The sequence below is a fragment of the Pseudobacteriovorax antillogorgiicola genome (assembly GCF_900177345.1).
Classification (GTDB): domain Bacteria; phylum Bdellovibrionota_B; class Oligoflexia; order Oligoflexales; family Oligoflexaceae; genus Pseudobacteriovorax; species Pseudobacteriovorax antillogorgiicola.
Map to the genome: position 1 here is coordinate 84,130 of NZ_FWZT01000023.1, position 18,993 is coordinate 103,122.

The window sequence follows — 18,993 nt, forward strand, 5'->3', positions numbered from 1 at the left end:
CACGGAAGAGGCTCCGACACACCTACTCTTCGTCTCAAGTGGTATGCTATAATAAGAATCATTTAAGCTCTGATTTGGAATAGTCATGCCACCATACCGCATTATCATACTGATGGGAGCCCTGGTATTAACCGTGGGGATGATCCGCGGCGAGAACCCCATAAGCACCTATTGGGAGCTAAAGGACAGCCAGCAAATCCTTGAGGAAACCGTTAGTGGCTTGCAGCATGATGTCCGATCTCTCGAAGACGAAATTTACAAGATTGAAAAAAGCCCCCATTATGCCCACAAAGTCTTGCGAGACAAATATCATGTCACGGAAGCGGGTGAGTCTATTGTATTCTTTGCCGACTAAGGAGTTCGTATGAACAGGTTATTGACCCTAGCAAGCTGCAGTTTTCTCATTAGCGCTTGCGACACGAATTTTACCCAGTATTTAGCAACCACAGACCAACAGGAATCCATCGAACAGCAGCTTATTGAAGCCCAGTATGAGTATGATAAAGGTAACTATGATGATGCATTGTCAGCGGCCTTAGACGCTCTCGCTGTAAATCCAAACGATGAAGAAAGCTCAGTGACGGTTGGCTATATCTACTTGAGTAAAGCTGGTTTGGACGCCTTTTCACTAGCGAGTCGTTTGATCGACAACGGTGAATCCAACCAAAATACTGATAATAAGACTGCCAGCCTTTTCAGTACCATTGCTGATGTGATTGGTGTGACTAACACAGAGCTTCAAACCTTAACAACTGAGACTCAAGAAGTAGCAGGAGTTTCTATATACATCCCGGACACGGCGGGAAACGTTCGAGAAACAGAAGAAAGCCAGATTGTTGCAAACTTCAATAACGCTATTGAATACATTTGCCCGTTTGTTGACGAGAGCGCAAAGCTATTAGATGGTGACGATGCTAACGACGAAAGACACAACGAAACCAACTGCCCACCAACTGCTTATGAACGAAACTTTAAAGGCAAGGCGAACTTTGCACTGGCCTTAGCCCACCTTGGTGAAGCCATTACCTTTTATTCCGTCCTCTTCTACACCGACGCAGATCAAACCAACCCCAATATAGAGCGAGCTGTTGAAGGGATTGGCGATTCTACAAACAATGCTTCAGCATACCTGACCCAGATTGATGCGCTTTCAACGGCCATCGATGGTATATTTCCAACTGGAACGGATGATTCGATGATTAATGCGGTCTTTAATAATCTAGAGGTAACGAGTCGTGCCTTTGGAGCCATTGCAGGCTTACCTGATGATGTCACTAAGTCCATCACGGATGCCATCACGGATGTGAAAGAGAAGGCGAGCACAATTTCGGGAGCAAACGCTAACGCGACAGCTATGAAACAGAAGCTAACCAACGACTTAAGTAAGAAGTTGGCGAGACAAATCGAAAGCCTTCCCGCAGGCTCTGCAGAAATAGATGACATCTGCACCCAGTTTGAAGAGATCACTGACGGCGACTCTAGTGTAAGGACGCCAGACGAGTGCCAGTAGAGGCTAGAGGGACAGCCTCCCTCTAAAACTCATCCTCGTCACCAACACCCCGACCAGATTTTTTCATCCGCTCAAGCTGCTCTTTATACTTCACACTATGACGACACCAAGGCCGAACTTCCAAGCGACGCTTGGGAATCGGTTCACCAGTTCCTTCACAGTAGCCGTAGTCTCCGGTATCGATCTTGCCAAGAGCATGCTCGATCTCGCCGAGAAGCTTGCGATCGCGATCCAGAAGTTTGAAGGTTAGGTTTTGCTCAGTTGTCATTGAAGCGAGGTCCACTTCATCGAACATCTCATTCTTGTCGAGTTCGATGTTTCCGCTTTTGACCATGTTCTCAGATTTTTTGAGAATCTTTTCTTTTTCTTCTTTTAACAACGCCCGGAACTTCTCCAGCTCTTCTCTGGTGAGGAATTCATGGGTGTCTAACTGGTTTTCTGTCTGTGCCATCAAAATATCCCTTCATGGCAGATTCAGTTTGTAAACGGTTCTATCTAATGGACTTCACTCGTAATAACAAATAGTAAATTTTTTATTTTTGAATTTCAATAGATTACGACTAATGCGCAAAGTCTTCAAAGATATCTTGTTGTTTACACTCCTCTATCTGCGTTTGTAGTTGATCCAATAAACTCAAAGCCTGCAGCGGCGTCATCCGGTTAATATTTAGCCCTCGAAGCTTGGCAATCACACGGTCGACCACCTCGTGATCGTTTGTCATTTCGCCAGTTTGCGCATCGAAGCCCTGAACCTCAAGAGGCGGAATCGGAGCCGCGGCCTTATCGTCTTTTTTTGCCTTTGTTTTGACTAAAGACGCTAACTGATTTTGGCCCTCGGATAAATACCTTTTTGCACGGCCGATCACTTTATCGGGCACTCCTGCTAGCTTCGCCACTTCAATTCCAAACGAGCTACTGCTCGCTCCCGGGATCAAACGATGGGTAAACTGAACGGATTCACCTCTTTCCGAAACCTCCACCTGCACATTACGCACGGCTTCCAAAGAATCTGCTAAGGGAACCAACTCGTGATAATGAGTGGCAAAAAGTGAATAGCAACCAATGTCCTTGGCAAGACTTTCTAGAATTGCCGAAGCGATTGCCATCCCATCTTGTGTCGAGGTTCCTCTGCCGACCTCATCTAGTATCACAAGGCTTTGAGGGCTAGCCTGCCTCAAAATCGACGCTGCTTCAGACATTTCAACCATGAAGGTGGACTGGCCACGGGATAAGTCATCAGCAGCCCCAACTCGCGTGAATAAGCGATCGAATATGGGCAATCGAGCCCGTGAGGCGGCCACGTAACAGCCGATTTGATGCATGATGGCAGCAATGGCCGTTTGACGCATAACTGTAGACTTACCAGCCATGTTCGGACCAGTAATAAGCAGATGACGATCGGGTTTACTCATGACCACATCATTAGGCACAAACTCATGGCGGCCGACAAATCCCTCAACGACCGGGTGCCGACAAGCCACTAGCTCAATCTCACCTGACTTGGAGTGGTCAGGACAAACATATGAATTTTCGAGGGCCAACCAAGCAAAACCCTGGATCAAATCGACAAAGGCAATGGCTCCAGCAATGCGCTTGAAACTCTCACGAAAGCCACCAACCTGATCAAGAAGCTGGGTGTAAAGCTCATACTCCAACTGCAAGGCATCGTCTGTCGCGGTCGCGAGATCATCTCCGAGAGCGACCAGCTCATCTGTCACAAACCGCTCGTTATTCACCATGGTTTGGCGGCGAATAAAACTTTCCGGCACCTTGTTCAAGTTGGCTTTCGTAACTTCGATAAGGAGACCGAAAGTTTTATGATTTTTAATTTTGAGGCTGGCAATTCCAGTCTCGTCCCTCAACTTTTGCTCGTACTGGCTAATTTTATCGCGACCGTTGGCTGAAAGTTCCCGCTTTTGATCGAATGTTAGATCATGCCCTTCTGCAAAAACCCCCAGCGACCCTAGGGGACTTGGCGTTTCCGCCAGAGCTTGCCCTAGCAATTCAAGGGGTTCTCTTGCCTCGGAAAACACAGAGCAAGCCTGAGTCATCGCAGATCGCACTTGTTCTTTGGACTGAAGGATGTCTTTGAGTTCTAATGTAATAGCCAAGGTATCGCGTATTTGCGCTAACTCTAGCGGATGTGCCTTGCCACTCAGAACCCTAGTACTTAGGCGCTCTAAGTCTGGTGTTCCCTTAATCCGCTCCCGCAGATCTTTAAGATAGCTACCTCCAGCATCGAGACAAGCACGCACATGATCCTGCCTTTCCCGAATACAATTCAAATCTACAAAAGGTGCAGCTAATGATGAACGTAAAAGCCTAGCTCCCATCGGGGTGCGTGTTCGGTTAATCTCCCTGAATAGGCTACCGCGACTCTGACGACGACGGACCGTTTCGAAAATCTCTAAGTCACGTACTGCCGTTTCATCGAGAATCATTGTCTGACTCTCTTGAAGAGGACGAATGGAGAGAAACTGCTCGGTGGTAGCATGTAAGGCCACCAAATAATCAATGACTGCGGAGACTAGCTCCCGCCCCGCAGCGATTGCTCCACAAGGTAAATCAGCCAAGGACGATACCGAGAATTTTTCCTCAATGAGAGCCTGCTGTCGCTCAGGATCTCGCAAGATGCCTTCAGGTAGGCTAGCTAAGGATAGGCTGGAATCCGCCATGTAGGGTTCCAGTTGTTTCTTGACGTCGTCATGGATAAAGCGTCGCGCCAGCAGCTCTCTAGGGCGAAACCGTTGGACGTAGGAAGACAAGTCAGCAAAAGACTCAATCGAACCGGCCCTAAAATCACCGGTGGAAATATCGACCAAGGCCAAAGCCCAAGCTCGTTCATTCGGGCTTTCATAGACAGCCATCAGATAGTTTGGCGTATCTGCTTCAAGTCCTTCCAAATCTTCGATACACCCCGGTGTGAAGACTTGGACAATTTCCCGCCGAACCAAACCCTTGGCATCTTCGGGATTTTCAACTTGATCGGCAATTGCCACCCTATAACCCAGTTTCAGCAGCTTTAGCCAATAATTGCGGGCACTATGATGCGGTACTCCACAGAAAGGGATCTTTTTCTTGTCTCCCCGCTCCCGTGCCGTGAGAACCAGTTCAAGCTGTGGAGCCACCTCTTCGGCATCGTCACCAAAAATTTCATAGAAGTCGCCCATCCGGAAAAACAGAATGCTATCCTCAACCTGGGCCTTAAGTGAGAAAAACTGCCGCATCATAGGCGTCAGTTTTGAAGTATCGATCAAGTCCTTGCTCATTCTTGCCTCAATGAAATGCTGAAGCCAACGTTATAACCTTTGGATATTCTAGCCGCCCCTGGCGAATCATGGATTCGATGGTAGAACCAGTCGTAATCACATCGTCTACTAAAAGGGTCTTGGCAGGCACTTCAATTTGCCTTAACCGTTCTGGCCTATCAAAGCTGATGATCATATCACGTTTTCGCCGCAATTCACTTGGGATTTTGGACCGTTTTTTAATTCTTAAGTAGCTCCTGGTGGGCATCCTTTTCAGCATAGCTCCCGACTCTTTCGCCAGAACCCACGCCAACTCATACGCTAAATCATATCGACCTTGCCAGCGACTCCAGAGACTCGACGGCGCTGGAACGATAGACTCGACTCCCTCTAAACAAGCTGGCAGCTCCTTCCAAGAAAGCATGCTATCGATCAAGCCTGAGATAGCACCCCACTCTTCTTTAACCTTGCTGTTGAGTATCAAGCGCCGTACCAAGTCTTGGTAGCGAAAGCGTGACCATACAGCAGCAGCCTCATTGCCATAGGTCAAATACTGCTGGCCCCCAGACCACTCACACTCCTCAAGCTCGATGTAACATCTAGAACAAAAGCGCGTATTCATTTTGGATGGAGTTCCGAGGCGCCGGCAATGGCAACAAATGTAGATCATCGCATTCTTCCTTAGGTTCATCAGGAAGGACGTTTAGCATCGATACCTAAGCATCGCCAGGGACCTCAAGTCAAACGATCGATGACCTGAGCGAGGTCAAGATCCTTTTGGGTAATTCCACCCTGGTCATGCGTCCATAGCCGGATGGTCACGGTACGATACACAACATTGATGTCAGGATGGTGGTTAGCGTCCTCCGCAGGTGACACCATAGCTTCAATAAAACGGACAGCGTCGGGAAATCCCTTGAAGCTAAACACCTTCTTTAAAGCATGTCCATCGAGCATCCAGCCAGGATGCTTACGAGCAAAGGTAGCAACGGTATGTAAATCAAGAACTTGACTCATAAAGGACTCCGGTTTCCCATTGTTCATATGAAAACTTTTTAATATTATCTCGGCACAATATAAGGAGAACCTTCATGCGACTATTCACCTTAATCAACTGCTTGTGGCTAGTATCTTGCTTTCCAAGCGCTAAGTCTAGCCAGTCATTAAATGTTACCGGCTCTAGCACTGTGGCCCCTTTAGTGGCTGAGATTGCCAAGCGCTTTGAAGAGAGATACCCAGATTATAAAATCAATGTGCAGACAGGTGGCTCCAGCCGCGGTATCTCTGATGCTATGAAAGGCACTGCAGATATAGGCATGGTATCCCGAGCTCTTCACCAACAAGAACAAGCTTTGAAGCACTATACGATCGCCAGCGACGGCATCGGCCTCATTGCCCATCGGGACATCAACATAGAGGATCTTAGCCACAACCAAGTTTTAGCTATTTTTCAAGGCAAGGTTAAAAACTGGCTACCGATCACCGGCCAGAACCAAGCCATCACAGTGGTTCATAAAGCCCAAGGGCGTTCGACATCCGAACTGTTTATCAAACACTTCAAACTCAAATATCAAGATGTGGATGCTCAGATTATTATTGGAGACAATGAACAAGGCATCAAAAATGTTTCGTCAATTCCGGGAGCCATTGGCTATGTATCTATCGGAGCTGCGGAACATGCCGCCAAGCAAGGGCGAGCTATTAGGCTTGTAAAGTTGGAAGGCTTGCAGCCTAGCACTAAGGCCGTTGCCTCAGGAAATTACCCTATCCTACGTCCACTAAACCTAGTAATCAAAGACCAAAGCAACCCAGACGCTCTTAAATTTATAAAGTTCGCTCGATCCCAAGAAGTCTTCGATATTGTAAGGAAGCTCGATTTTGTCCCTCCTAAAATCTAATGGATTTATATCTCTGCTTCTAAGGTTGACTAGCCTTACAGCAGGTGCCTTAATAATCCTCATCTTTGCCTTCTTAGTCAGAGAGTCCTGGCCAGCATTCCAGTTAGGGTTCTTCAAGTTCTTTACCGACGGAACGTGGAACCCAGGCGACGGGGACTTTAATATGGTGCCTATGATAATCGGCAGTCTTGCCGTTGCAATGGGCGCGATTGTGATAGCCGTTCCAGCTGGGGTTGGTACAGCCATTTACATGGACTTTTACGCTTCTCCTTGGGGCAAGCGATTCATGAGAAGCACCATCGAATTACTTGCCGGAGTCCCATCGGTCATCTTTGGCTTCTGGGGACTTACTGTCATCGTTCCTTTGCTATATCAATTATCTCCTCCTGGGGCCAATCTTCTGGGAGGCGCTTTAGTTCTGGCGGTGATGGTGGTGCCAACTGTCGCTATATTTATCAGCAACGGTGTACAGAGTCTTCCAGCCTCATGGCTGATCGGCGCAGAAGCACTCGGCCTCTCGACAGCCAGCACCATCACCAAGCTTGTTCTACCAAGTATTCGAGGCTCTATAGTAAGTGGGATTTTGATTTCCTTAGGGAGAGCTCTTGGCGAAACCATGGCTGTGCTCATGGTTTGTGGCAATATTATCAAAGTTCCAACCTCTATCTTCGACCCTATCCGCACCCTAACAGCTAATATTGCCCTGGAAATGGCTTATGCTCTAGATCAGCACCGATCAGCTCTCTTTTTAAGCGGGTTACTTCTGCTTTTGATGGTGTTCGCTTTGATGGCTGTAGCTCAACATCGAGCCCTACGAGACTCTTATGCGCCCTAATCCCCAGCAACTCAATAAGGCTGCAATATGGATCATCTGTGGACTATCAGGATACTTGATGATCTCTATCTTCATTTGGATTTATTACGACATCCTTATGGAGTCTTTCAAGCACCTTGATATCGCATTTTTTATCGAAAGCCCTGAGAATGCTGGTCGAGCAGGTGGAATCAAACCAATCCTGATGAGTACCCTGCTTATTTTAGCAATATGCCTCGCGGTGAGCTTTCCTCTCGCTTTGGGCACTGCGGTCGTCTTATCAGGACAGTTTATCCCTTTAGGTAGTTTTGGTCGTGTGATACATCAAGCAGTACTTGTTCTTGCCGGAGTGCCATCAGTAGTTTTTGGACTATTCGGCAATGTCTTGTTTTGCCAGTACTTAGGTTTCGGCTACTCGATCTTATCGGGAGGCCTCACCTTAGCTTGCATGATTCTACCTCTATCAATCAAACTCCTTGAGGACAGTCTCCGCTCCGTTCCTAGCGAAACCTTATTGTCATCGAAAGCCTTAGGCCTAAGCTACTACAGCACCATTTTTAGAATTATCTTGCCAAGTATTACACCTCAGCTGACAGCAGCGTTTATTTTGAGCATCGGCCGCGCCATGGCAGAAACCGCAGCTCTTTTATTCACCAGCGGCTATGTTATGCGAGAGCCAAGTTCTATTTTCGACTCAGGGCGCACACTATCTATCCACATTTTCGATCTTTCGATGAATGTATCCGGAGGCGATCGTAACGCCTACCTCACGGCCTTCACTTTGTTGATCGGCTTGCTACTGGTTAACCTCATCGGACATGGGATCAATCGCACCTGGAGGTACTTCCAATATGGCCATTGAAATTGATGTGAAAAACCTATCCATGGCGTATGGCCAGCAATCAGTCTTTCAAAATATTAGTGCTAGCTTCGAAAAGAACACCATCAATGCGATTATTGGCCCATCCGGTTGCGGCAAGTCTAGCTTCGTCTCCTGCCTCAATCTACTTTCAAGATCTTTTCCAGATGCAAGGGTCAGCGGAGATATATTTTGGAACCAGAAAAATCTTAATCAGGATGACGTTGAATTAAAACAAGTTCGTCGCAAGATTGGGATGCTCTTTCAGCAAGCTACACCCTTTCCTAATAGCATCCGAAAGAATTTACTTATTCCTCTACAAGAACACTTCAAACTTAGCAAAGAAGAACAGAATCAGGCGTTGGAGTCGGCACTGTCGCAAGTCGGCCTTTGGGATGAAGTTAAAGATCGCCTTAATCGCAGCGCCTTAGATCTTTCGGGTGGCCAAAAACAAAGGCTTTGCCTTGCAAGAGCCCTAATATTAGAGCCCGAAGTGATCTTAATGGATGAGCCCTGCAGTGCTCTCGATCCCTTAGCAACTCAGACAATTGAAGCACTGATAAAAAAGATCAAAAGCAGAGTCACCGTAATTATGGTCACTCACAATATGGCTCAAGCTCGCAGAATCGCCGACCATGTCACACTATTCTGGCACAAGGAGCAAATTGGTGGCTATATCGATGCCACAGGACCAGCGCATCAGATGTTTGAAGACCCTCCTACAGAAACAGCGCAAAAATACGTCCAAGGGCTTATGGGTTAGGCTCCATAAAAGGTTGCAACAACCCGGCGGCTCCCTCCGTGATTGCGATGCTCACATAGATAGATCCCCTGCCAGGTGCCTAACATTAAACGGCCTTCATGAATAGGGATCGTCAGGCTACTTCCCAGCAGGCTAGCCTTAACATGAGCCGGCATATCATCAGACCCTTCCATAGTATGAGTATAGGGCAAGCCCTCTGGTGCAACATGTGACATCGCCATTTCTAGATCTCTCTGAACATCAGGATCGGCGTTCTCATTGATAGTCAATGATGCAGATGTATGTTGGATAAAGAGGTGGAGAAGACCCACTTTTATTTCTGAAAGCTCCCCGAGGGCACTCGATAGCTCGGATGTAATCAGATGAAAGCCACGAGCTTTGGGGCTAAGTTGAACAACAGATTGAAACCACTTCATATGGCACCTCAGGCGTGGTGATACGATGTCCCTCGGATGATAGTACTGGCCCGATAGACTTGCTCCCACACCATAACCCATGCCATATCACTTGGAAAGACCGCGTTTGATAGGCTCCAAACATGCTGAGATGCTTTTTTCAACTCTTCGGGCACCCCATAGGGGCCACCAATCACAAAGCTAACCGTTTTCACACGGCCATCATCTATGCTAGTGCGAAGAGTTTTGGCCAAATCTGGGGAACTAAAGTTTCGCCCTCGTTCATCTAAAGTATAAATTACATGCCCGGGGTCGGGCCGAAGCGTGGTGGGATCAATATCTAGTTTAGCGAGCAGATCGCGGGTGGATTTTTCAACTCCATCTTGGGCTTTCAAAATACGGCTATCTAGCTTACAGAAACTCTTGAGCCGAGTTTCGTATTTCTTAGCTAACTGCAGATAGGTCTTATCCGCTGGTTTCCCCACCTTGACGATCTGGATCTTCATAGGTCCTTAGTCTTCCAAATGGACAAGATCAGCATCGGACCATAGGTCTTCTAAGGCATAGTAGTCGCGAATTTCTTCTAGGAAAACATGAACAATCACCGACCCGTAGTCAATGAGAATCCAATGACCCGTTTGCTTTCCCTCAATAGCGATAGGCCGCACCTGAAGGTTTTTCTTCAAATACTCTTCGATGCTGGAGCAAATAGCCTGAGTCTGACGATCACTGCTAGCCGAGCAAACAACTTGATAGTCACAGATATCCGATCGATTGCGAAGATCTTGGATAACCAATCGCGATGCCTTTTTATCTTGTGCTGCCTTGCCAATCGCCTTCGCGATGTCCAGATTATTCATGGGTTTCGTCCCTCTATTGATAAAGTCTTTTATCTTTAATGATTTTGATCACTGCCGGATCTATATGTTCGGCGTTTCCTTCCGGTTTGGAGCGGAACGCGCGACTTGCTGCATCAGAAACCTCTGGCAAGATCACGACTTGCGTACCAGAATCCCAACGCCCTCGTTGTCCATCCCAATGAAGCTTTAACTCAAGGTTTTCAGCTATATTCACACTGAGATCTCGAAGATCTAAACCGTCTCGACCAACTATCAAAATCGACCACATCGACAAGATCTGCTTTGCCTGATACCAGCCTGCAAAAGACTGCCATTGATCAGCCCCGATGAGCAAGGCCCCACCGACTCCCCACTCTCGATCAAAATGCTGCAAGGTATTCACAGTGTAGCTGGGTTGAGGTAAATGAGACTCTATATCCGAGACCTCAACATTAGATCCGATAACCCGACTGCCAAACATCGCGTTCGTCATCGTCAGGCGGTCTCGGTAACTAGCAGTTGGAGACTTGACCTTAGCCTCCGAGACAGGCGGTACGTACGCGGGAACAACCACGCACCGAGCTGGCTTTACCACGTTGATCGCTTGGCGCAATACCGCTAAATGCCCCAGATGAGGGGGGTCAAAGGTGCCGCCATATAGAACCCAAGGAATCTCATCCATTATAACTGGCCTAGTTCCTGCTCAAGCGTTGTCGCTGTGATCATCTCATATTCTTGCTCGTTCTTGTGAGGCGGTATGACTTCAGACTTGTCATCAACCTCAACTTCGAGCTTTTCTTTTTCCTCTTGCACGATCTCCCAGAGTCGCAACTTAAAGTTCTTGATGCCCTTTTGAGCTACGGAAGACAATCGAATAATCTCAATATCTTCGCCTTCGAATGGATCAATAAACTCATCCCACTCAAAGTTCTCCCAACAAAGATCCGTCTTAGTGAAGATTAGAATTGATCTCTTGGAACTCAGAAGATCACCAAAGTTGGCCAACTCTTTTTTCAAAAGACGATATGCTTGGATAGGCTCAAGACCATCCCAAGCAAAAGGATCGATAACGTAAGCAATCACCTTAGTTCGTTCCAAGTGCCTTAGAAACTCGTGCCCTAAACCCTTGCCTTCATGAGCCCCTTCAATCAAACCAGGAATATCTGCAGCTACAAAAGACCGATCCCAGTAGTCGCCGCAATCTTGCAAGTCGACCACTCCAAGCTGAGGCTGCAAGGTTGTAAAAGGATAGTCAGCAACCTTAGGCCGGGCCGCACTGATAGCGCTCAGCAATGTAGACTTCCCTGCGTTGGGAAAGCCTGCGAAGCCTACGTCAGCGATCAGTTTAAGTTCAAGGCCGAGAAATAGTTCAAGGCCTTCTCCCCCTGGAGTATATTCTTCCGGTGCTTGGTGGGTCGCAGAAACGTAGCGAATGTTGCCAAGGCCTCGCTTACCGCCCTTGGCGACTAGGATTTTTTCCTCCCCCAAAACCTCACATATGGGTTCGCCTGTATCCTTATTGTAAGCAACAGTTCCCAGAGGCACAGGTATGATCATATCCTGACCATTTTTCCCCGTACAACCATTGCTACCACCTCGCTCACCGTGACCAGCTGCATAGAGCTTTTTATAATAGAGGCCACTGAGAGTGTTCAGCTGAGGATTGCCTACCAGGTAGACACTACCACCAAAGCCACCATCACCACCATCGGCACCCAGTTTCGGGGCGTTCTTTGCGGCGCGGAAACTCACCATGCCTCGGCCACCATTACCAGACCTAATATGAATTGCTGTTTCATCTACGAATTTCAATGAACTATTCCTTATGAATCAGTGATTCTAATCTTCTAAATAGTCGCGAGCGACTCGTCTAATTCTTTGGTCGTGACAGAGGGCAAGGAGTGCCAAATGCAGGGCAGATGTGGGGAAGGCACAGGGCTTCGTAGATCGGAAACCCTGAAACGTTCGCCTTAAACGGGAACGATGCTTACGCTTTTTCGCTTGGTGTTGGTGTTGTACTGAACAACGCCATCAGCTGTTGCGAAAAGAGTGTAGTCTTTGCCTGTTCCTACATTTTTTCCTGCGTGGAAAGTACTTCCCACCTGTCGAACCAAAATGCTACCTGCAGTGACTTTCTCGCCACCATAAGCCTTGATTCCGCGATATTGAGGATTCGAATCGCGGCCGTTCTTACTACTACCACCGGCTTTCTTGTGAGCCATATCTTACCCTTTCTTACGGAGCGCCTTAGTGAGAGATGCTGTTGATCTCGAGGACGGTTACTGGTTGCTTGTGACCCTTAGTCTTCTTGTAGTCTTTGCGTCGCTTGAACTTAAAGACGATGATCTTAGGGTTGTGAGCTTGCTTCTTAACTGTTGCTTCAACTTTTGCACCTTCTACGAATGGCGCACCAACAACAGTATTATCACCACCAACTAAAAGAACCTGATCAAGAGTGATTTTATCACCCTCTTTTTTTCCTTCTAGGAAATCGACAGTGAGTTCATCACCTTGGCTGACACGGTATTGATGGCCACCAGCCTTTACTACGGCATACATGCTGAACTTCTCCTAACAATAATTCCGGGCTCTTAACCCTTTTTCCATTTGCTTATATATTCACTTGAGCCAAAGTCGGTATAGCTAAATAGACCCAGAGAGCGTCACATATTCTAAAAATCGCCGTCTCTTGTCAAATGAAAAATACGACTATAAGCCTCTTTAAAATATGTCTAATGAGTATAGTAGGATAGTGAATTATCCTGGTGTATCAAACCCTTGACGCACTTCTCTTGGGGTTTAAATTAAGCCAAAATAACGGATAAGAATCGAAGCTCCAGCTCCGATAAACGGACGCATGTGTGGCCACGCCACCGAAGGCAAAGAATGCCGGGCACCAGGAAGGTATGAACCTAGCAAGTGGTTCCTTTGGAAAGTTAAGATCCTGAAATCATTTACAAGACTTATTGGCATAAGTCGTGCTTGGTTCAGGACACATCGACTCACTTTTTCTATCGAAACCACGTAGAGGAACCTTAAGCCGTGAACCTGGAATTTAATACCCAGCAAAATCGTTCCTTTTCCTTAGCTCCCCAACCGAAGCTACGGATGGATCATACGCCCGACTTGCGGGGCACACCGCCCTTGTTTGAGCGCACTTTGCGTTCAGAGAGCCCAGCTCCTGAACGCTTACGGAACCCTAGCCGAGAGACATCCGACCGCCTTTCCGAGAGACATCGACATAATTCATCGAATGAAACCCAAAATGAACCTGGAGACTCTAAACTCAGCGACGATCGCGAAGAACTACGAGAAAGAAAAGAGCATAAGCCAAGCGACATAACTTTCATGGTTCCTGTTCCACTTGCTGGACTCGTACCTCCACAAGCTATGATGCCAGATCAAGCGATTGCCACTGAAGGTCAAGACGTGATGCAAACCCTGGGGACGCTTTACAGCAACCAGGACCAACTCCGTCGGGATGCCCCAATCCTATCGTTACTGACGGGCAAGTTAGAACAGCTAAACCCCCAGGTGATTCCAGGACTTGTAACAGAGAACAACTTCATACAAAACGCCATGTCAGCTGAGGACATCTATCAGTTTTTGAGCACTCCTCAGGACCTACCTCAAATGATCGACGACTTAGGGCTAAGTAAAATTGCAGAAGCAATGCAGGGAATGGAGATCACGGACTCGTTCCGCACACCAGCCCAAGTACTCGATACATTAGGACTCGACTCCCAACTCATCCAGAGCGAGTTGAGCGTGTTGAAAGGCTATCTCGATACAGATGGTCTGAACCCATATATGGTTCGAGCAGCAGCACTTGCTGGCCAGAGCAAAACCATGGATTCGATACCAAGCCCAGCTGCCGGCCCTTGGGAGCAAATACCGATGAATGCAGACCCAAGCCAACAGACCAAAGGAAGTGCCTTAAGTCGCGCCTTTAATCAGATCCAATCGGAGCCAAACGCCCCTCCAAGACCGGAAACTCTGGGAGCCACACATACGACAATTCAGACCTTGCCGAATGTAGTCACAATCCCCCAAACCCCTGATGACTTCATATCGTTAGGGGAACAAGACCCCTTCAAGCAGATGGAAGGCAGTTGGCAAAACGTAGAATCTTTTGCCAACCAAAAGCCTACGGTCCCCATCGCCCCGACGGAAGAAATTCAACGAATGGCCGTCCTCAAAGATATTTCCTACTCAACTTTACAGAGGAACGCGGCCATTGCTGAACAAGTAGAAGCCGACAACCTTGACCAAATAGACATACCGATACAAGACTTAGGGGATGGTATTGCAGGTGCCGAGGAAGGCATCATGCCGAGCTCAACGCTCAGTTCTGACGACGGAGAGCGCAACCATCAAGACTCCCATGGAGAGCGAGGCCGCCAAGAGGAACCTGGACTGGGCCCCATCCGAAATGCAGTATCAGATACTTCAACCCCAACAAACTTCACTGTCGACGAAGCAGCGCCGCAGGACTCCGTTGACCAAGTCAAGCAAGTCCGTAAGCTTATTCTCGACAAGGCACAAATGATGCTTAAAGAGGGTGGCGGATCGATTAAAGTCGACCTTGGTACTCCCAGCCTAGGCCAGCTAGATCTTGCTATCGACGTGAGCAACGATGCCATTAAACTGAGAATCACCGCTGAATCAGATCGCGCCAGAGAGATGATTGCTCAAGAGCTTCCTGCTTTACGACAAGCCCTACTCGACCAAAGCTTGGATTTGAAAACTGTAGAAATTGGACTTCGCTATGAAGAACAGTGGAACCAAGGTCATCCAGAGCAACGCCAGGAACAGCAGCACGACCGCGGGCACGAGAGAGATGAGACCATTGTCTGGAATCGAGAGTCCGATGACCAAAAATCTTGGCAAAACGGAATCCAAAGACAACTTCATCGTCAGTCCATAACGAGGGCTCAACCACACTCTGGCAATATCCAGATTAGAGTATAGGTGATATATGGCAGAAATGAGCGGTGCTCTGCAAAATCGAATCGCCCCTCCTGTCTCACAGTACAACTCCCAGGAGTTTAGCGATGTAAAAGTCGACAAACAGACGGAAGAAAAGCGCCCCAACCCCAACCGAACTTCTTTCAAGGACCTTATTTCCAATTCCATGGACGAGGTTTATAAGGAGCGCGACGCCAAGAAATTTGGTGATCTGAGCGCAAACACTGAAGAAGAGTTTTTCGAAAAACTTGCGGAACAAACCAAACAAACGAGAGAAGTTAAAAAAGAACTCGGCAAGGATGAGTTCCTACAGCTATTTGTTGCCCAACTCCAAAATCAAGACCCTCTAAACCCCGACGACGGCACCGAAATGGCTAGTAAGCTAGCTCAGTTCAATGGCCTTGAGCAAATGATGAACATGAATAAAACCATGGATCAGATGGTAAAGGCCCAAAATGTCGGTCGCAACCTGCAAATGGTGAACTATGTAGGTAAAGAAATCGCTATCGATGGTGGTCGGGTCAAACTTAGAGACGGAGAACTTTCCCATTCGGACTTTGAAATCAACATGCCTGTAACCCGAGCTAGCTTAACTGTTCGCGACTCTTCGGGAATGGTGGTCATGGAAAAGGAACTTGGCCCCATTGAGAAGGGCAAGCACAAGCTGGACTGGGATGGAAAAAACTCCGCTGGCAACACTCTCAACGATGGTCTCTACACCTACGCGATTCACGCCAAGAACATGGATGGTGAAAAAGTCCCAGTAAACATATCGAGTCGCACTATCATTAGCGGTGTCGATGTTCAAAGCGATACCGGCGCCCTATTCACAGAGCTTGGCAAAGTTAATCTAGAAGATATCAAAACTGTCGGAAATCCTGGCTACGATCGAGATCGGCCCGCCGACAAGGCTCGCGCAGCCATGAATGACAAGCAAGCCATCGAGTCTTTTGAAAAGCGCAAGGCTGACAAAGTCGCTGCGGACGATGAGAAAAAGGCAAATGACAGCCTAAAGAATCTGGCCGCTGAAGCCATCGCCAAAACTAAAGCCCAGCAAGAAGCCAAAAAATCCCAGACAGAAAATCCCGATGCCAAAGCCTCCCTAACCCCAGCCAATGGGGAGAAAGACCAGAAGACCGCAGCAAAGGCAGGAGATGAAGCATCTCCAGACTCAGAACCGAAGGAATCTGCAAAGGTAACAAGCTAAGTCTATGAAAGCCTTGAATCAGAAACTACAAATTTCAGTGCTGACTGCACTTTACCAATTGATGGCTTTCCTGGCTATGGTCTCTTCGTGTACTACCGCGGAGGAAAAACCTCCCCTTAAAACATTAAAAAAACAAGATGCCATTGAACTACCACCCAGCTGTGAGCAAACAGTTTCATGTACGGATTCGGCAAAGAACCTACCCTATATGTGTCAGCTTGAATATCAAGCACAACCCCTCGCAGCATGGGGCGACTCGCGATGCCTTGCTGCCCAAAGCCTTCACCGAAAGCTTTGTATACTGAAAGCAGACATGAAAGACCTCGACGCCGTGAGCTGTGTTCCTGATCCGAGCGCTGGAGAATGTCCCATCACGCCTGGATTCTGCACTCTTGAATTTCGACCTAGCAAATGTGTCGCCTTGCAGTACAACCAATCCAACCTAGACTGGAATCTTCGTCCAACAGCTTGGGGTTCAAATCCCTGTGTAGCCAGAAAAAATCTCAAAATCGCGGCCTGTTTCCAAGGCCTTGTGCCAAGCCTCCTAAGTGACATCCAATGTGAAAATGACTCTACCAACGGAGCTTGTCCACCCAAGTATGATTGCTTAGGAGCTAAGTATGAAAACACCACCTGCTCCATCTCAAAGCTGGCAGACACAACACTTGATGAAGCCTGGTCAGTAAAGGCAAAACATCGATGCGAAGCCACATTCAAGCTCAAGCTTAAGGCTTGCCGCTTCGCAAACCTGGATAACAAAATAAACCCTAGCGACATGGGAGACATCGAATGCGATTAGCACCCCGATCAATCATTTGGCATTGGCCTATCTATCTAACGATCATGTTGTTCATCTCTTGTGGGAACGACGACGACGGCGAAAATCCAACTGAGTCTAACGACCAAAGTATCTATTCTGTAGACCTATCATCCGCCAGTGAGGGAGATCAGTATATCATCACTCCCTACATACTCGGTGATACCAGCACTATCAACGGTAAGCTTGCCACATCTGCTGGCTCCTACAGCATCAGCGTATCAGGGACAAGCTTGCAGCTTATGAAGCCCAAAACTTGGTTGACACCTAGCCAGAACCAATATGATTTTGATCATAATCTGAGGACTCTTCTAAATCGCTTTAACCCAAATGACAAAGCGTCTCGGGAAAGAACCTATCAGGGACTTAAGACTTTAGAAGAGCAATATCTAAATCTTCGACATACCAAGCCGAATTGGTCTCACGGGTTCTTGCAGCTGGAAAAAACCATCAAGGCTACTAAAAATAGACCTCCTCGTATCCCGCTCCAATCTAGCAGCTCATGCCCCTCAACATTCTATACTCCTGCTAGTGATACAGAATACAGCATTAATGATGTCAATGTGGTGGCTCAAAAAAATGATGAGGATGACTACTGTTTGATTTACATCGAAAGCACATCAGCTTCCGAACAAGACAGCATCAAGGTGCAGACCAGCATCCAAACAGCGATCAGCACCTATCGCACCATCTTTGATAGCCAATTTGATCAAAGCTTCTCAGCCTATCAGTTTAAGCCCTTTATCGTTGTGGTTGATACCGATGATGAAGACTATTGGCCAGCCTCACTGGTGAATCTTTCAGGAGCCTTTTTATCTGAGCTTTCTATCACTCACCAGAGACCAACAATTTTTATCGCCGCCAATCAAAATCTTTCTGGGGACTTAACGGATGCGGCTGCAACCGCTAGCTTCCATTCCACCATCGCACACGAATTATTTCACGCTGTATTTCATTTCTATCGGGTTTGGGTCCAAGGCAATGGCTCTGGTGAGCCAGATACTGTTTCCATCGATGAAGGGTTAGCCCATCTTATGGAGGATATATTAGGATATGGGGAATCAAACTTTTCTACCTTCGCAGGCGCATTTCTAGCAACATTTATCGTTTCGTCATATGCTGTTTTCGATGAAACACAAGATGTCCTGGCAGATGTCAACCGAGGTGCAGCTCACACGTTTTTCTACTACCTCGTAAGCCAAAAAGGGGGTATCACTTTCAGCAACGGCAAGCCTAGTGGTGGCGATGGTCTCACGTTTTTAAGAAGTATCGTTACAGGTAGTACAAGCGGAGTAGCAGGAGTAGAAGCTGCCTATGGCAGCACTTGGAAAACCGCGTTTAGCAATTATCTAGAAGCACTCAACGTCAACAATACAACTTTCGAAGAAACTGTCCATGATCTTCAGACTGTAACTGCAGTGACCAATTCATTAGGTGAGACTGCAAACTATGGCATGTCTTTCACCAACTTTGGCGACCTCGTCACTCTCGAAGAGCGACTTGCCGATGAAAGCTATACAAGCTTCGACCCAAGCTCTCTAACTGATATATCATTGGACTACTACCAAGCATTTCCTTACCTACTCACAGTAGGTTCCGGAGACTCATCTTTCATTGTCACGTATGGCGAGGCTTACACCAATTCAGGGGTAAGCGTTGTTCGTGTAAAATAGCA

The 18,993-nt window shown here is 47.4% G+C and carries 21 protein-coding genes; 10 read left to right on the forward strand and 11 right to left on the reverse strand.

Annotated features, from left to right (window positions below; genetic code table 11):
- Positions 1-85 precede the first annotated feature (85 nt).
- Together B9N89_RS24480 and B9N89_RS24485 are read left to right on the forward strand one after the other, a co-directional pair.
- Positions 86-355, forward strand: a complete 270-nt coding sequence (locus B9N89_RS24480; RefSeq protein WP_132323671.1) for a septum formation initiator family protein — start codon at positions 86-88, stop codon at positions 353-355.
- A gap of 9 nt (positions 356-364) precedes the next feature.
- Positions 365-1,510, forward strand: coding sequence for a hypothetical protein (locus tag B9N89_RS24485; RefSeq protein WP_132323673.1), 1,146 nt, complete (start codon positions 365-367; stop codon positions 1,508-1,510).
- Between the two features lie 22 nt (positions 1,511-1,532).
- Here the strand turns inward: B9N89_RS24485 and B9N89_RS24490 are convergent, their stop codons facing one another.
- The 4 genes from B9N89_RS24490 to B9N89_RS24505 all read right to left on the reverse strand — a co-directional run bounded on the left by B9N89_RS24490 (position 1,533) and on the right by B9N89_RS24505 (position 5,775).
- Positions 1,533-1,961: a TraR/DksA family transcriptional regulator gene (locus tag B9N89_RS24490; protein ID WP_132323675.1), complete on the reverse strand. Its 429-nt coding sequence runs from the start codon at positions 1,959-1,961 to the stop codon at positions 1,533-1,535.
- 109 nt (positions 1,962-2,070) lie between these two features.
- Complete coding sequence (mutS, locus tag B9N89_RS24495) at positions 2,071-4,779, reverse strand: DNA mismatch repair protein MutS (protein WP_132323677.1); 2,709 nt, start codon at positions 4,777-4,779, stop codon at positions 2,071-2,073.
- Positions 4,780-4,786: 7 nt separating this feature from the next.
- A complete protein-coding gene (locus tag B9N89_RS24500; protein WP_132323679.1) occupies positions 4,787-5,428 on the reverse strand; it encodes a ComF family protein in 642 nt (213 codons plus the stop codon).
- Positions 5,429-5,493: 65 nt separating this feature from the next.
- Complete coding sequence (locus tag B9N89_RS24505) at positions 5,494-5,775, reverse strand: 4a-hydroxytetrahydrobiopterin dehydratase (RefSeq protein WP_132323681.1); 282 nt, start codon at positions 5,773-5,775, stop codon at positions 5,494-5,496.
- Between the two features lie 74 nt (positions 5,776-5,849).
- Between B9N89_RS24505 and B9N89_RS24510 the strand changes: the two genes are divergently transcribed.
- From B9N89_RS24510 to B9N89_RS24525, 4 genes are read left to right on the forward strand one after another with little or no spacing between them, the layout of a single operon-like run.
- A complete protein-coding gene (locus B9N89_RS24510; RefSeq protein WP_132323683.1) occupies positions 5,850-6,656 on the forward strand; it encodes a phosphate ABC transporter substrate-binding protein in 807 nt (268 codons plus the stop codon).
- Positions 6,637-7,491: a phosphate ABC transporter permease subunit PstC gene (gene pstC, locus B9N89_RS24515; protein ID WP_200820787.1), complete on the forward strand. Its 855-nt coding sequence runs from the start codon at positions 6,637-6,639 to the stop codon at positions 7,489-7,491. The genes B9N89_RS24510 and pstC overlap by 20 nt, the downstream gene beginning before the upstream one ends.
- A complete protein-coding gene (locus B9N89_RS24520; protein ID WP_165931732.1) occupies positions 7,481-8,332 on the forward strand; it encodes a PstA family ABC transporter permease in 852 nt (283 codons plus the stop codon). Before pstC ends, B9N89_RS24520 begins: the two co-directional genes overlap by 11 nt.
- Positions 8,322-9,092, forward strand: a complete 771-nt coding sequence (locus B9N89_RS24525; protein WP_159455610.1) for a phosphate ABC transporter ATP-binding protein — start codon at positions 8,322-8,324, stop codon at positions 9,090-9,092. The genes B9N89_RS24520 and B9N89_RS24525 overlap by 11 nt, the downstream gene beginning before the upstream one ends.
- On the opposite strand, the gene B9N89_RS24530 is transcribed toward B9N89_RS24525, so the two are convergent.
- The 7 genes from B9N89_RS24530 to rplU all read right to left on the reverse strand — a co-directional run bounded on the left by B9N89_RS24530 (position 9,089) and on the right by rplU (position 12,885).
- Positions 9,089-9,508, reverse strand: coding sequence for a secondary thiamine-phosphate synthase enzyme YjbQ (locus B9N89_RS24530; RefSeq protein ID WP_132323687.1), 420 nt, complete (start codon positions 9,506-9,508; stop codon positions 9,089-9,091). The genes B9N89_RS24525 and B9N89_RS24530 overlap by 4 nt on opposite strands.
- 8 nt (positions 9,509-9,516) lie before the next feature.
- Positions 9,517-9,993: a 23S rRNA (pseudouridine(1915)-N(3))-methyltransferase RlmH gene (locus B9N89_RS24535; RefSeq protein ID WP_132323689.1), complete on the reverse strand. Its 477-nt coding sequence runs from the start codon at positions 9,991-9,993 to the stop codon at positions 9,517-9,519.
- 6 nt (positions 9,994-9,999) lie between these two features.
- Complete coding sequence (rsfS, locus tag B9N89_RS24540; RefSeq protein WP_132323691.1) at positions 10,000-10,347, reverse strand: ribosome silencing factor; 348 nt, start codon at positions 10,345-10,347, stop codon at positions 10,000-10,002.
- Between the two features lie 13 nt (positions 10,348-10,360).
- Positions 10,361-11,008 carry a nicotinate (nicotinamide) nucleotide adenylyltransferase gene (gene nadD / locus B9N89_RS24545; RefSeq protein WP_132323693.1) on the reverse strand — a complete coding sequence of 216 codons (648 nt, stop codon included), beginning with the start codon at positions 11,006-11,008 and terminating at the stop codon, positions 10,361-10,363.
- Entirely contained in the window at positions 11,008-12,138 is a 1,131-nt protein-coding gene (gene obgE, locus B9N89_RS24550) for a GTPase ObgE (RefSeq protein WP_132323695.1), read from the reverse strand. The genes nadD and obgE overlap by 1 nt, the downstream gene beginning before the upstream one ends.
- A 158-nt stretch (positions 12,139-12,296) precedes the next feature.
- On the reverse strand, positions 12,297-12,548 hold the full coding sequence (gene rpmA / locus B9N89_RS24555; protein WP_132323697.1) for a 50S ribosomal protein L27: 252 nt from the start codon (positions 12,546-12,548) through the stop codon (positions 12,297-12,299).
- 25 nt (positions 12,549-12,573) lie between these two features.
- A complete protein-coding gene (rplU, locus tag B9N89_RS24560; RefSeq protein WP_132323699.1) occupies positions 12,574-12,885 on the reverse strand; it encodes a 50S ribosomal protein L21 in 312 nt (103 codons plus the stop codon).
- 483 nt (positions 12,886-13,368) lie between these two features.
- Between rplU and B9N89_RS24565 the strand changes: the two genes are divergently transcribed.
- The 4 genes from B9N89_RS24565 to B9N89_RS24580 are packed head-to-tail and all read left to right on the forward strand — an operon-like array spanning position 13,369 to position 18,991.
- Entirely contained in the window at positions 13,369-15,297 is a 1,929-nt protein-coding gene (locus B9N89_RS24565; protein ID WP_132323701.1) for a flagellar hook-length control protein FliK, read from the forward strand.
- Positions 15,298-15,304: 7 nt separating this feature from the next.
- Positions 15,305-16,501, forward strand: a complete 1,197-nt coding sequence (locus B9N89_RS24570) for a flagellar hook assembly protein FlgD (protein ID WP_132323703.1) — start codon at positions 15,305-15,307, stop codon at positions 16,499-16,501.
- Positions 16,502-16,505: 4 nt separating this feature from the next.
- Entirely contained in the window at positions 16,506-17,300 is a 795-nt protein-coding gene (locus B9N89_RS24575; protein WP_132323705.1) for a hypothetical protein, read from the forward strand.
- The gene (locus tag B9N89_RS24580; RefSeq protein WP_132323707.1) at positions 17,291-18,991 is read left to right on the forward strand and encodes a hypothetical protein; all 1,701 of its coding nucleotides are present in this window, start codon (positions 17,291-17,293) and stop codon (positions 18,989-18,991) included. The genes B9N89_RS24575 and B9N89_RS24580 overlap by 10 nt, the downstream gene beginning before the upstream one ends.
- Positions 18,992-18,993: the final 2 nt, after the last annotated feature.